At 42.2% G+C, this 13,701-nt stretch carries 14 protein-coding genes; all 14 read right to left on the minus strand.

Going from position 1 to position 13,701, the window contains the following annotated elements; all coding sequences use genetic code 11:
* Nucleotides 1-295: 295 nt before the first annotated feature.
* A complete protein-coding gene (lysS, locus tag FN960_RS18015; protein ID WP_143850261.1) occupies nucleotides 296-1,786 on the minus strand; it encodes a lysine--tRNA ligase in 1,491 nt (496 codons plus the stop codon).
* Between the two features lie 110 nt (nucleotides 1,787-1,896).
* Nucleotides 1,897-2,097 carry a helix-turn-helix domain-containing protein gene (locus tag FN960_RS18020; protein ID WP_143850262.1) on the minus strand — a complete coding sequence of 67 codons (201 nt, stop codon included), beginning with the start codon at nucleotides 2,095-2,097 and terminating at the stop codon, nucleotides 1,897-1,899.
* Complete coding sequence (folK, locus tag FN960_RS18025; RefSeq protein WP_143850263.1) at nucleotides 2,085-2,573, minus strand: 2-amino-4-hydroxy-6-hydroxymethyldihydropteridine diphosphokinase; 489 nt, start codon at nucleotides 2,571-2,573, stop codon at nucleotides 2,085-2,087. Before folK ends, FN960_RS18020 begins: the two co-directional genes overlap by 13 nt.
* A gap of 3 nt (nucleotides 2,574-2,576) precedes the next feature.
* Entirely contained in the window at nucleotides 2,577-2,936 is a 360-nt protein-coding gene (gene folB, locus FN960_RS18030; protein WP_143850340.1) for a dihydroneopterin aldolase, read from the minus strand.
* A gap of 2 nt (nucleotides 2,937-2,938) precedes the next feature.
* Nucleotides 2,939-3,754: a dihydropteroate synthase gene (gene folP / locus FN960_RS18035; protein WP_143850264.1), complete on the minus strand. Its 816-nt coding sequence runs from the start codon at nucleotides 3,752-3,754 to the stop codon at nucleotides 2,939-2,941.
* A 5-nt stretch (nucleotides 3,755-3,759) separates the two neighbouring features.
* Nucleotides 3,760-4,614, minus strand: coding sequence for an aminodeoxychorismate lyase (gene pabC, locus FN960_RS18040; protein ID WP_143850265.1), 855 nt, complete (start codon nucleotides 4,612-4,614; stop codon nucleotides 3,760-3,762).
* Nucleotides 4,599-5,192 carry an aminodeoxychorismate/anthranilate synthase component II gene (pabA, locus tag FN960_RS18045; RefSeq protein WP_143850266.1) on the minus strand — a complete coding sequence of 198 codons (594 nt, stop codon included), beginning with the start codon at nucleotides 5,190-5,192 and terminating at the stop codon, nucleotides 4,599-4,601. The genes pabC and pabA overlap by 16 nt, the downstream gene beginning before the upstream one ends.
* A gap of 14 nt (nucleotides 5,193-5,206) precedes the next feature.
* Nucleotides 5,207-6,670: an aminodeoxychorismate synthase, component I gene (gene pabB, locus FN960_RS18050; RefSeq protein WP_306461627.1), complete on the minus strand. Its 1,464-nt coding sequence runs from the start codon at nucleotides 6,668-6,670 to the stop codon at nucleotides 5,207-5,209.
* A 153-nt stretch (nucleotides 6,671-6,823) separates the two neighbouring features.
* Nucleotides 6,824-7,750, minus strand: a complete 927-nt coding sequence (gene cysK / locus FN960_RS18055; protein WP_143850267.1) for a cysteine synthase A — start codon at nucleotides 7,748-7,750, stop codon at nucleotides 6,824-6,826.
* Between the two features lie 109 nt (nucleotides 7,751-7,859).
* On the minus strand, nucleotides 7,860-8,741 hold the full coding sequence (gene hslO / locus FN960_RS18060) for an Hsp33 family molecular chaperone HslO (protein WP_143850268.1): 882 nt from the start codon (nucleotides 8,739-8,741) through the stop codon (nucleotides 7,860-7,862).
* 15 nt (nucleotides 8,742-8,756) lie between these two features.
* Nucleotides 8,757-9,527, minus strand: coding sequence for a type III pantothenate kinase (locus FN960_RS18065; protein ID WP_143850269.1), 771 nt, complete (start codon nucleotides 9,525-9,527; stop codon nucleotides 8,757-8,759).
* Nucleotides 9,528-9,650: 123 nt separating this feature from the next.
* Nucleotides 9,651-11,636, minus strand: a complete 1,986-nt coding sequence (ftsH, locus tag FN960_RS18070) for an ATP-dependent zinc metalloprotease FtsH (protein WP_143850270.1) — start codon at nucleotides 11,634-11,636, stop codon at nucleotides 9,651-9,653.
* A 69-nt stretch (nucleotides 11,637-11,705) separates the two neighbouring features.
* A complete protein-coding gene (gene hpt, locus FN960_RS18075) occupies nucleotides 11,706-12,245 on the minus strand; it encodes a hypoxanthine phosphoribosyltransferase (protein WP_143850271.1) in 540 nt (179 codons plus the stop codon).
* A 21-nt stretch (nucleotides 12,246-12,266) separates the two neighbouring features.
* Nucleotides 12,267-13,682 carry a tRNA lysidine(34) synthetase TilS gene (gene tilS, locus FN960_RS18080; protein ID WP_143850272.1) on the minus strand — a complete coding sequence of 472 codons (1,416 nt, stop codon included), beginning with the start codon at nucleotides 13,680-13,682 and terminating at the stop codon, nucleotides 12,267-12,269.
* Nucleotides 13,683-13,701: the final 19 nt, after the last annotated feature.

The raw sequence follows: 13,701 nt of genomic DNA on the forward strand, positions 1-13,701 counted from the left end.
ATTGCGACTTTTTATGACTATGAGATATCGTGTATCTCTTCGTACGCTTGGCTTCTGTTCAGTTTTCAAAGAACTTCATAACGTGTCGCTGTCTGCGACTTTTCTATACTAACAAATCAATTTCTGATTGTCAATATTAAATTTCTTTAAGGCGCTTCGTTCTTGGCGACAAGAAATAATATAACATCCTCACTAAGCGATTGCAACAGTTTTTTAAAACAAATGTAAAGAAAATATAAAGAAGTTCACCTGACACGTTATCACCATCAGGTGAACCTACCCTAAAAAGACTTCTTTACTCCTTATTACGCATTTGTGGGAACAACAATACATCTCGGATAGAAGCTGAATTGGTTAATAGCATGACTACGCGATCAATACCAATACCCAAGCCACCTGTTGGAGGCATTCCATACTCAAGTGCTTCGATGAAATCCTCGTCCATCATGTGAGCTTCGTCATCCCCTTGTTCACGTTCAACAAGCTGTTGCTCAAAGCGTTGTTTTTGATCAATTGGATCATTTAACTCGGTAAATGCATTAGCATGCTCACGGCCAACAATAAATAACTCAAAGCGATCAGTAAATCGTCCGTCCTCCGGGTTTTTCTTAGCAAGAGGTGAAATGGCTAACGGGTGTCCATAAATAAACGTAGGCTGAATTAATGTTTCTTCTACAAAATGCTCAAAGAACTCATTCACTACATGACCATAACTCATCGTTTCTTTAATTGGGACATTATGTTCTTTAGCCAAAGCACGTGCTTCCTCATCGCTCATTTGCTGCCAGAAGTCTACGCCTGTCTGCTCCTTAATGGCATCTACCATGTGAACTCTTTTCCACTCTGGAGTTAAATCCACTTCATATTCCCCATACTGAACAACTGTTGTACCCAGTACTTCTTTTGCGATATGGGCTATTAACCCTTCTGTTAAAGCCATGATATCCTTGTAATCTGCATAGGCTTCATACAACTCAATCATTGTAAATTCAGGGTTATGACGTGTAGAGACCCCCTCATTCCGGAAAACGCGTCCAATTTCGTAGACTTTCTCTAGGCCACCTACAATTAGCCTTTTCAGGTGCAGCTCAATTGCAATACGCATATAGAGTGTCATATCGAGTGTATTATGATGAGTGATAAATGGCTTTGCAGATGCGCCACCAGCGATCGAATGCATCATTGGCGTCTCTACCTCTAAGTATCCATTGTTATCAAGATAACGGCGCATGGATTGCAGGATGCGACTACGTACAATAAACGTGTCACGTACCTCGGGTGTTACAATCAAGTCAACGTAGCGCTGACGGTAACGCTGCTCTACATCTTTTAAACCATGAAACTTATCAGGTAACGGACGAAGCGATTTACTTAGGAGCTTTAGATCGGAAACCTTAAGCGATAACTCCCCTACATTTGTTTTAAATGCTGTTCCTTCCACACCGATAATATCTCCAATATCTAATGTGTTAAACAAAGCATACTGTTCTTCGCCGATAGCATCTTTACGTACATAAATTTGGATTTGTCCCGTTAAATCCTGGATATGAGCAAAGCCAGCCTTCCCCTTGCCACGCTTCGTCATAATACGTCCCGCCAAAACAGCCGGTGCTTCCTTATCTGCCAGCTCATCTTTTGAGAACTCGTCAAATTGCTCGGTCATAGTAGATGCCGAATGGGTCCGCTCAAATTTTTGCCCAAATGCATCAATGCCCTGATCCTCAAGCTGCTTTAGCTTGTCTCTTCTAACCGCTAATAAATCATGTAGTTCTAACTCTTCACTCATTCCACATTCATCTCCTAGTTAAAAGCAGGTGTCTTTGCACCTGCGTGTAGATAATAGGCTTACAAAACCCTTTTCTCACCGCTACGTAAATCCCTTTTCAATCTATGGAGCTATGGACGCAGTTCTTCGATGGATATTTCTAAAACTGAAGCCATTCTACGAAGTAATTGTTCATCCAAGTCACGTGTATCCCGTTCAATCTCACCTAAAATAGAAACCGACACACCGATTTTCTTTGCAAAGCTCTCTTGCGTGTAGCCCTTCAATTTGCGAAACGCTCGAATGCGCCTCCCCCAGTTTAAGGATTCCACACTTGAACACCTTCTTTATCAATTAATTGCTCATATATATCCTGAATGGATAAACCGATATCCTTAAAATATAAATTAGGTGCAACTTCTAATAATGGAATGATAACAAATGCCCTTTGCCACATTCTCGGATGAGGAAGATATAACCTCTCCAACTTCATATTTTCTTGATCGTATAGAAGAATGTCAAGGTCTATTGTTCTTGGGCCCCACTTTATTTCACGTTTCCTGCCAAGCTCCAGCTCAATTCGTTGCGTTTCTGAAAGTAGCTCTAAGGGTGATAAGCTCGTCTGTAAATAGACAACCAAGTTTAAAAAGGCAGGCTGATCCACATACCCTACAGGCTCCGTTTCGTAAATAGATGATACCATCAGGATATCTATATCTTTAACAGCCCGCAATTGTGTAATAGCATCTTGGATATAGCCGTATCTGTCTTCCATGTTTGATCCAAGAGAAATATATACGTTAGCCATACGTCACCTCGATCTCGTCATTTCCACAGAAACTGACTCATAATGACCAGGTATTGGCGGATCCGGTTTGATTAACACTACGGTACACCGCTGCAAATGCGGGTAGGCTGCAAGAAGGTCAGCTGTAATGCGCTGCGTCACTGCCTCCAACAATTTGCGTGGCTCTCCTTCTACAATCCTTTGCACCCTAGAATAAACATCTCCGTAATCAATCGATTGATTTAGGTCATCGTTCTCTGCAGCTTCCGATAGATCAAGCTCTAAAGTAAGATCAACTTGGAAGCGCTGGCCTAGTTTTTGCTCTTCATCAAAGACCCCATGATACCCATAGAATTTCATGCGATTTAACTGTATTTTATCCATCATTATTGCCCCTTTCCAAGCAAGGCATCCATCATTTTGGCCATCCTGCTCATTTCCTTAATATCATGAACTCGGATGATACTAGCGCCTTTTGACATACCGAGACAATTTGCTGCGCCTGTTCCTTCAAGTCGGTCCTCAACAGGAAGATCAAGCGCCTTTGAGATAAATGATTTTCTTGAAACACCAAGCAGCACAGGATATCCAAGCTTCGTAATCTCATCCAATCGTCGGATTACTTCAAGGTTTTGTTCATACGATTTCGCAAAGCCAACACCTGGATCAAGAATAATCTGTTCGTCTGTCACCCCTGCTTTTTTACAAATAGCTATACTCTCTCTTAAATCTGAACGCACATCATCCATAAAAGAAGCGTACTCCCGATCGTTACGATTATGCATCAAGACAATAGTAGCCCCATTTTTCGCTGCCACCTTGGCCATCTCTGGATCTGCTTTAGCCCCCCAGACGTCATTAATAATAGATGCACCCGCTTGCAAAGCACGTTCAGCTACTTCAGCCTTATACGTATCAATTGATAGCGGTACGTCTACCTCCTGAACGAGTGCTTCTATAATAGGAATCACTCGACTCAGCTCTTCATCTTTATCTACTTTCTCCGCACCTGGTCGAGTGGATTCACCACCAACGTCTATGATATCTGCACCTTCAGCGACCAACTCACGTGCTCTTCTGATAGCAACCTCTAGTTGATTGTATTGCCCTCCATCAGAGAAGGAATCAGGCGTAATATTTAAAATGCCCATAATTTGAGTCTTCTCTTGTTCTCTTGAAGACCCATCCTGTCCTGCTACCATACACCTTACACTCCTACTTCAGCGATACTCCATCGCCGATTGGTATCCCGTTTAAATGCTTCTTTAAGCTCTGTAATGATTGTACTTTCTCTAGCATACGATTGTTCCATACAACTTTCCACCCTAACAGACTCCTGGATCGAATTAGTTAAAAAAGCTTCATCAGCCTGCAGTAATGCTTCTTGGGTAAAATATCCCTCTTCAACTGGTATGCCTGTTTTCTTTAAGTGAGCGAGAACATACCTTCTGGTCACGCCATCCAGAATTCCTGTTTCTACAGCAGGAGTATATACCTTATTTGATTTTACCCAAAACACATTCGATACAATCCCTTCAGCCACCCAGCCAGCCTCCGTCAAGAAAATGCCTTCTTTATGTGGAGCATCTCCAATTTCCCTTTTAGCAAGAGCATTATTCAGGTAATGGTGTGACTTTAATCGCTTCGTTCCCTCTGGTGTGTTACGTCTTTGATTAAGTATAACAATTGATTTATCCTTTATTTGTTTTGGCAGTGGCTTCATAAAAACCGAAACCGTCGGCTGCTCGTAATATCCCGTATAAAGGCCAAGCTGTTCACTACCGGCTGACACATTCCACCTGACATAGGCATCCTCTAATTGATTAAGCTCAAGAAGGCGTTGAAGAATACGTAGTGCTTCCTTTCTTGAGATCGACCATTTAATGCCTACTTCCTTTAAACCCTCTTCCATACGCTGAAAATGGTCATCCAGTAAAAAAGGATGACCGTTATATATACGAAATGTTTCAAATAGTCCTAGCCCATAAAGATAACCATGATCCATAATGGGGATCTTTGCATTTGTTTGTTCCACAAATTCCCCGTTTAAATAGATGTACATGCATGATCTCCCGTATGCATTTCAATAAAATTACGTAGAAGCTGCTTCCCTTCACCAGTCATAATCGATTCGGGATGGAACTGTACACCCTCTATTGGCAGCTCTTTATGACGAATAGCCATTATTTCGCCTTCTTCCGTCTCAGCTGAGATAACAAAGCATTCAGGAAGCGTTTCTTTTTTTACAATTAATGAGTGGTATCGCGTAGCAACCATCGGGGATGGCAGTCCCGCAAAAATTGTTTGCTTATCATGGTTAATTTCTGAGGTCTTGCCATGCATCAGACGCCCTGCACGGATGACATCGCCACCAAATACTTGAGCAATAGATTGGTGACCTAAACATACTCCGAAAATAGGGATCTTGCCTGCAAAATAACGAATCGCTTCCATGCTAATACCTGCCTCATTAGGGCTGCAAGGACCTGGCGAAATCATTAAAATCGTTGGAGCCAGCTCTTCAATTTCTTGAAGGGTGATTTGATCATTTCTTTTTACAACAAGCTCCTGTCCCATTTCCCCTAAATATTGAACTAAATTGTACGTAAACGAATCGTAGTTATCAATCATAAGAATCATTTTGCTTTTCCTCCTCAGCTCATCTGTTTTTCTTTCTTCCTATGCTCATCTTCACTCAACTCAAGCGCACGCCAAAGGGCACGTGCCTTCTTAAACGATTCCTTGTATTCCTGATAGGGATTTGAATCACTTACAATGCCTGCACCAGCTTGTACATGTGCACACCCATCATAGCAGATCATTGTGCGGATTGTAATATTTAGCTCCATGTCGCCATGAAAACCAATCCAGCCAATAGCCCCCGTATAAATCCCCCTACGCACAGGCTCTAGCTCTTCAATAATTTCCATCGTTCTTACTTTGGGAGCCCCCGTGATGGTTCCTCCTGGAAATACAGCTCTTATCACATCATAGACGGATAAATTCTCTGCTAGCTTTCCAATGACATTAGAAACTAGGTGCATCACATGGGAATATCGTTCAATAACCATTAGTTCATCCACTTGAACCGTGCCGTATTCCGAGACTCGGCCAAGGTCATTCCGTTCCAGGTCAACGAGCATGACATGCTCTGCTCGTTCTTTTTCATTTGAGAACAATGAATGTGCGAGCCTTTGATCGTCTTGCTCTGTTTCACCCCTGGAGCGCGTCCCTGCGATAGGCCTTGTACTTAGCTCACTACCCTTCTTTTTTACGAGCAATTCAGGAGAGGCACTTACCAATTGAAAATCCGGTGTATGCATATAGCCCATATAAGGTGAGGGATTTAGTTTTCTGAGCTGCTCGTAGACGTGCATCGGTTCAACATGAAGTGGCTTTGTTTCACGCAAGGATAAATTAACCTGAAACACATCTCCCTGCGCTATATATTCTTGAATAACCTTCACCGCTTGAACGAACTGTTCTTCCGACATACTAGCAGATGGCTTTTGTTCCTCACGTACCTGAACGTGACGGCCTTTTACTTTTGAAACGTTGGATGGCTTCTGCTTCCATGCTTCTTGGTAGCGATCTAGCTTTGCGAGAAGATCCTGCTCCTCCTCCGCCTCACCGTTCACGCAGATACTCAACGTTTTCTCTCTATGATCAAAAACAAATACATCATTAAACAGCATGAGGAATACTTCCGGTAATCCTAAATCATCTTTTGATGAATTTGGTAGCTTTTCAATCTCACGTACCACATCATAGCTAAAGTAACCAATAGCTCCGCCTTGAAAAGGGATATCATATTCAGCTACTTCTGATGGATTAATAGCATATGGCTTCATTACTTCTTCTAGACTTTCTAATAATGATCCTTCCCAAACTTTTTTCTCTTCGCCGATCGTAAGTGTTAGTTTCTTGGCTCTGCCTTCAATTACTGCAAATGGATCGATCCCCATCATACTATAGCGCCCACCTCTTCCACTTTCTAAGAGAACATGTCTCTCGGACTGTTCGGCAAACGCTTGATAGGTAGTGAACCAGTTCGATTCAGTAAGAGAAAAGGACGAGACTCTGGTAATTCTTGACGCTGTATTTTTCGGAGCAGCCATGACGTGTTCTCCCTCTTTCACCTGTCAGATATGGCTTCTATTGTACATGACATCTGCACATAAGAAAAGACAGTCCCACCTCACAGGACTATCTCTATTTCCAGCACTGTCATAATAAAAAAGGCTCCGAGGAGTCCCCGAGAGCCATTTTCATTATTCTTCTTCGAACTGATAAAGAGCTGTACTTAGATATCTTTCTCCATTTGAAGGAATCACAGCTACAACCTTTTTACCCGGTCCAAGCTTCTCAGCGACTTGAAGTGCTGCATAAATCGCTGCACCAGAAGAAATTCCACCCAGGATCCCTTCTTCACGTGCTGCCTTGCGAGCAAATTCAAACGATTGATCCGTTGTCACCTGGATAACCTCATCATAAATTTCTTGATTTAATATTTTTGGTACAAATCCAGGCCCAATCCCTTGGATCTTATGTGGTCCAGGCTTTCCACCCGACAGAACAGGCGAATCCGCTGGCTCAACTGCAACAATTTGCACCTCTGGAAAGTGCTCCTTCAACAAGCCACCTGCTCCCGTAATGGTTCCTCCTGTTCCGATACCTGAAACAAAAGCATCCAGTTGACCATCGACTTGTTCAAGCAATTCTTTACCCGTTGTCGAACGGTGAATAGCCGGGTTAGCTTCATTCTCAAATTGTTGAGGCATAAAGTAGCCATGCTCATTTGCAAGCTCTGTCGCTTTGCGAATAGCTCCACCCATACCTTCAGGTCCAGGTGTTAAAACAACCTCTGCACCATAAGCACGAAGAAGATTACGTCGCTCTAAACTCATGGTTTCAGGCATAACTAAAATCGCTTTAAAACCTTTTGCGGCCGCTACCATAGCAAGGCCTATTCCTGTGTTACCGCTTGTAGGCTCAACAAATGAATCACCAGGCTTAATTTTACCAGCTTCCTCCGCAGCTTCAAGCATCGCTAGAGAAATGCGATCCTTTACACTGCTTCCAGGATTATAATACTCAAGCTTTAAATAAACATCAGCATGTTTGTCACTTGTTAACCTATTTAATTTCACTAACGGCGTATTTCCAATCAAATCAAGTACAGAATTTACAGCAGTCATAATGTGCCTCCTTAATTCCTAGTAATTTTATTGGTTTAATAAAATAATCTTAGCAGAACTCCCTAGATAAGTCAATGAATCTACTAATAGAATTGAAGGATTTTACCAATTACTTCGCAGCTTGCAGCTTCAGTTCTTTTAATTCATTTTCGGTAAACTGATACTTCTCATTACAAAAATGACAAACCGTCTCAGCACCGCCATCCTCTTCAATCATAGAACCAATCTCCGCTTGACCAAGACTAATAATTGCCTGACCAATTCGTTCTTTCGAGCACGTACAGTTAAAGAGGATATCAATCGTTTCATGAATGGTCACGGCCTCTTCCCCTAAAATAGCATAAAGCATTTCTTCAGGTGGCATACCAAGCTCAACTAGCTTAGAAATTGGAGGGATGCTCGACAAACGCTTTTCAATTTCAGAAATAACCTTATCCGTAGCCCCCGGCATTAACTGAATAATAAATCCCCCAGCTGCCTTCACAGTATTATCGGGATTAACTAACACGCCTACCCCTACAGAAGAAGGAGTTTGTTCGGAATTTGCAAAGTAGTAGGTGAAATCATCGCCAAGCTCTCCAGACACGATAGGCACGCTACCCGTAAAGGGTTCCTTCATGCCAAGATCTTTCACAACGGAGAGTGCGCCAGTTGTACCCACTGCTCTTGCGACGTCAAGCTTCCCATGCTGATTTAAGTCAAAATGAATCTGGGGATTAGACACATAACCACGGGTCTCACCATGTGCATTACTGTCACAGACGATCGCGCCAATAGGACCGCCACCTTCCACTTTCACAGTCAGTTTTTCATTCCCCTTTAGCATCATACCCATCATAGAGCTTGCCATCATGGTTCTTCCAAGAGCCGCTGAGGCGGTAGGCCACGTGCCTTGTCGTTTTACCGCTTCATTTACCATGTCTGTAGCTACTAAGGCGTATGCGCGAACGGTTCCATTATATGCTGTTGATTTCACTAAATAATCCTTCATGCTGTCCACTCCACTTCACGTATTTTTTTCATAAATGGTTTTAAGCCCCTTCAACGTTAACAAAGGATCAACAACATCAATGGATGTGGTCTCTGGTCCTAATAGCTCCGCTAATCCCCCTGTTGCAATAACGGTTGGGTTGGTGTGAGGCTTAGCTTCTTTTTTTATACGGGCAATAATACCCTCTACTTGACCGATATAGCCATAAAACGTACCGGCTTGCATGGCATGAACGGTGTTTTTTCCTAGTATATGCTTCGGCTTTGCAAGCTCAACCTTTGGCAATTTTGATGCTTTTTGATATAGGGCTTCAGCAGCCACCGTCATTCCCGGCGCGATAGCCCCTCCCACGTATTGTTCCTTTTCATTGATATAACAATACGTAGTAGCCGTACCAAAATCAACTATGATAGCTGGGGATCCATAATAGGTGGTTGCGCCAACTGCATTCGCAATGCGATCAGACCCTACTTCCCGAGGGTTCTCATATAAGATGTTCAGTCCGGTTTTCACCCCTGGCCCAATGACCATTGGTTTTTGCTTCAGATACAAATTGCACATCCGCTCTAATGTATAGATAATGGGTGGAACAACGGAAGACATGATAATTCCAGAGATATCAGCAAATGTGATTTGTTCGTCCGCAAATAACGAACGGAGAAGCATCGCATACTCATCCGATGTTTTTTGGCGGTCTGTTGCTACCCGCCACGATCTAATCAGTGTACCCTTTTGATATACTCCCAAAACGATTGATGAATTGCCCACATCCATGACCAAAATCATTTACCCTTCACATCCTTCTTGCTCTCTAGTTTATTATGCCCTTAAACCTGCAACACGGCAAAAAAACTGCCTGAAAAAGAAAAAGAAGATACCCAATAAGGGCACCTTCTAATTCATACAGCATTAACGTCGATCAATATCCTGATCTCCGCCCTCAGCAGGTGGTTCATTTTCACCTTGCTCCAGGTTGGTTGTTTCTTCGTATGGAGTACCACTTGCCTGGTCATCCTTACCATTAATATTCACTTTAACATCAGTACCCTTTGGTTTGTTACCATGATGATTCTCAGGTAGCTTACCTTCGTTAACCAATGAAAGAATTTGCTCTGCATCAAGTGTTTCTAGCTCAATTAATGATTCAGCCACTCGATCTAGGCTTTCTTTATTTTCAAGAAGGATCTGCTTACACTTCTCGTATGCATCCTTAATGATTTTTTGAACTTCTAAGTCTATTTCGTGAGCGATTGCATCACTATAGTTCTGTTCATTTTGAATATCACGGCCTAAGAACACTTGGCCTCCTGAGCTTTGACCAAATTGCATCGGTCCAAGCTTTTCACTCATACCATATTCAGTGACCATTTTCCGGGCAATACCGGTTGCACGTTGGAAATCATTATGAGCACCAGTACTTACCTCACCGAATTGAATTTCCTCAGCTACACGTCCACCAAGCAATCCAATAATTTTGTCGATAAGCTCAGGCTTTGTCATAAAGTAACGATCTTCTTTCGGTAGCATCATGGCGTAGCCTCCAGCCATACCACGAGGAACGATGGTTACCTTATGCACAATATCTGCGCCTTCAAGCTTTACACCAACAACCGTATGACCTGCTTCATGCCAAGCAACAATGTTTTTCTCTTTCTCAGAGATTACACGGCTTTTCTTAGCTGGTCCGGCAATAACTCTATCAATGGCCTCTTCAATATGAGTCATGCCAATTTGAGTATTATTGTCCCTGGCAGCTACAAGCGCTGCTTCGTTTAGAAGGTTCTCAAGATCGGCACCAGAGAATCCTGGTGTTCTAGTTGCAATAACATCCAATTTAACGTCATCAGATAAAGGCTTATTACGTGCATGTACATGAAGTACCTGCTCACGCCCTTTAACATCTGGACGGTTTACCTGAATCTGACGGTCAAAACGACCTGGACGTAATAATGCAGGGTCAAGAATATCAGAACGGTTTGTCGCGGCAATGATAATAATTCCTTCATTTGAGCTAAATCCGTCCATTTCAACAAGCAATTGGTTTAGTGTTTGTTCACGCTCGTCATGTCCGCCACCAAGTCCGGCACCACGCTGACGACCAACTGCATCAATCTCATCGATAAAAATGATACACGGTGCATTTTTCTTAGCGTTCTCAAATAAATCACGAACACGTGAAGCACCTACACCTACAAACATTTCGACGAAGTCAGAACCACTAATAGAGAAGAATGGAACGCCCGCTTCACCCGAAACAGCTCGTGCAAGTAGCGTTTTACCTGTACCCGGAGGACCCACTAGAAGGACCCCTTTAGGGATACGCGCACCAATAGCTGAGAACTTACGTGGATCCTTTAGAAATTCAACCACTTCAACCAGTTCTGCTTTTTCTTCATCAGCACCTGCTACGTCTTTGAATTTTGCTTTTTTCTTGTCGTCACTTACCATTTTCGCCTTACTCTTACCAAAGCTCATGACACGGTTACCGCCACCTTGTGCTTGGCTCATAAGGAAAATAAACAGGATAATAATAATGACAAACGGAATTAACGATGTAAAGATAGCTACCCAGCTATTTGTTTCATCAGCAGGCAAGATATCTACATCACTTTGAGCCTGAGCTAAAAGTTCAGATGTTTGTTCACTACGTAAGACATACGTTTCAAAGTACGCATCATCTTCTGCTCCTTCAAACTGACCTCGAATCAAATAAACTTCTCGTTCCGGTTTTATACTGAAGGTATCAACGTCACCTTGTTCAAGTCGTTGAGTAAAATCATTGTAGTTGAGTTCTTCAATGTCACTTTGATCCGTGTTAATGACACTCACAATACCAATAATGACCAAAAAGATAAGCAAATAAAAGATGGTATTTCTAAAAACACGATTATTCATTCTAGACCTCCTCCCACGTCCAACAAAGCTGCAATAATAGTACCACAATGGACTTTAAGTCCACAAATATTACCCCTCATAAATCTCCGGTTTCAGTATACCGATATACGGAAGATTTCGATATCGTTCCGCATAATCCAGACCAAAGCCTACAACAAACTCATCTGGAACAGTGAAACCGCTCATATCTGGGACGAGGTCTACCTTGCGTCCTTCTGGCTTATCCAATAACGTCACAACTTTAACCGACTTTGCTTTTCTATAATGAAAAAGCTCGATTAAATAGTTCAACGTAAGTCCACTGTCAATAATATCTTCTACAATTAAGACATCTCGACCTTCAACTGAAGTATTTAAATCTTTAATGATTTTGACTTCTCCACTTGAAACCATTGCATTTCCATAGCTTGAAACATCCATAAAATCTATTTCCAAATGTACATCAACATGTTTAATCAGCTCTGCCATAAAAGGCAATGCTCCTTTTAAAACACCAACAAACAAAGGAAAGGATTCTTTATAGTGTTCCGAAATTTCACTACCTAATTCACGTGCTTTATTCTGAATTTCTTCTTCCGAAATTAATATCTCTTTCAATTCATCTCTCATCAAAGACAATTTATCCTCCTATTAATACAGCTCCTGCTGTTTTAGCAAGTATTTTGTTTCTCCACAAAATGTTAATGTTACGACATTGCCTGATGAAGCTCTACCTTCTGCTAAACGTGATTTTTGTAATAGTGGAAGCCACAAAATCTGATCATTCGCGTCCACAATTACGGGCCATTTCGAACGCATTGATTTGGGGATTTTTCGATCAATAAAGATTCTGCTCAGTTTCTTTGAACCTTCCATACCCACGGGAGCCATTCGGTCACCAGGTCGGATAGACCTGACAGATAGAGGAAGTGAAATATTGTCCGTATCTATATGGATGCGCTCAAGGCTGTGTGATTCCAATGGCTTTTGTAACCATTCTGTCTTTAGTTCTCCAATTAAAAGACTCACGTGTCCTGGTATAGTAAGGATCTCTGAAGGTTGGATGCTAACCTCTTGGCTGGCAACTGAAAAGTGGCAGTCGTTATATTCTCGAAGCACCGTTGTTCTATTAGCAAGTTCTAATGTTGCAGAGGGGTTATCAGCGTGTAACATGTTAATGGTTTGCTCAATATGTACAGATGTAATAAGGGCAGACTCGTTGTAAAGATAATTTAATATTAGATGAATCACTCTTCTTTGTAAAGGGAGTCCCACCGATAGGAAGCGATCTCTTTTAATTGTAAGTAAATGTTCACTTTTATGAACCAACATAGCTTGTAATTGTTCCTCAGCTAATACATACAAATACTCTTGATCGTCTGTCTGCCATTCATGATATCTCTGTATATGCTTAGATAACGCTGGATTTTCTTTGGTTACAAACGGCCACACCGACTCTCTGAACCGATTACGCGTATAGGCAGGTGACGTATTGCTTGAATCCAGGGCATACTGCAGGTGATGTCTCTTACAATAATCTAAGATATCCTGCTTAGTCACAGATAATAACGGACGTATTATTTGGCCTTGATTTATCCTGCGCATGGCGTCCATCCCGGGCCTTTGCAAAGCATTTGCACTACGGACCAGCTTCATAAATACCGTTTCAATCTGATCATCTCCGTGATGTGCCACAGCCAGTCGCTTTGCCCCTACGCTTTGCATGATATGGCTCAGCTGCTCATATCTTAGCTCTCTCGCCGCGAGAGACATCCCTTTGTTATGCTGTTTTGCATAGGCTCTAACATCAACAGCTGCTCGTTCAAAGGGAATTTTATTATTTTGGCAAAACCTGCGAACTAGCTCTTCTTCTGCATCAGATTCTTCTTTTCGAAGCTGATGATTAATATGTGCGGCTGTAACCCGAATACCCATGCTTGCTCTTTCATTCCATAAAAAATGTAACAATGCAAGAGAATCAGGTCCTCCGGATACAGCTACCACCACATGCTGCCCCTCTGAAAGCAGGTTCTTCTGCTTCAAAAAAGCCCTGACCACTGCTTCCACGATCACACGACTCCTTTTA

It is taken from the genome of Alkalicoccobacillus porphyridii (genome assembly GCF_007293315.1).
Lineage (GTDB): Bacteria > Bacillota > Bacilli > Bacillales > Bacillaceae_D > Alkalicoccobacillus > Alkalicoccobacillus porphyridii.

Excerpts from the sequence above, each read along its gene's own strand:
- folK (WP_143850263.1), bottom strand. The coding sequence starts at position 2,573 with ATGGCTAACGTATATATTTCTCTTGGATCAAACATGGAAGACAGATAC.
- hpt (WP_143850271.1), bottom strand. The coding sequence starts at position 12,245 with ATGAGAGATGAATTGAAAGAGATATTAATTTCGGAAGAAGAAATTCAG.
- FN960_RS18065 (WP_143850269.1), bottom strand. The coding sequence starts at position 9,527 with ATGATTTTGGTCATGGATGTGGGCAATTCATCAATCGTTTTGGGAGTA.
- folP (WP_143850264.1), bottom strand. The coding sequence starts at position 3,754 with ATGGTAGCAGGACAGGATGGGTCTTCAAGAGAACAAGAGAAGACTCAA.
- ftsH (WP_143850270.1), bottom strand. The coding sequence starts at position 11,636 with ATGAATAATCGTGTTTTTAGAAATACCATCTTTTATTTGCTTATCTTT.
- cysK (WP_143850267.1), bottom strand. The coding sequence starts at position 7,750 with ATGACTGCTGTAAATTCTGTACTTGATTTGATTGGAAATACGCCGTTA.
- lysS (WP_143850261.1), bottom strand. The coding sequence starts at position 1,786 with ATGAGTGAAGAGTTAGAACTACATGATTTATTAGCGGTTAGAAGAGAC.
- pabB (WP_306461627.1), bottom strand. The coding sequence starts at position 6,670 with ATGGCTGCTCCGAAAAATACAGCGTCAAGAATTACCAGAGTCTCGTCC.
- hslO (WP_143850268.1), bottom strand. The coding sequence starts at position 8,741 with ATGAAGGATTATTTAGTGAAATCAACAGCATATAATGGAACCGTTCGC.
- folB (WP_143850340.1), bottom strand. The coding sequence starts at position 2,936 with ATGGATAAAATACAGTTAAATCGCATGAAATTCTATGGGTATCATGGG.
- pabC (WP_143850265.1), bottom strand. The coding sequence starts at position 4,614 with ATGTACATCTATTTAAACGGGGAATTTGTGGAACAAACAAATGCAAAG.
- pabA (WP_143850266.1), bottom strand. The coding sequence starts at position 5,192 with ATGATTCTTATGATTGATAACTACGATTCGTTTACGTACAATTTAGTT.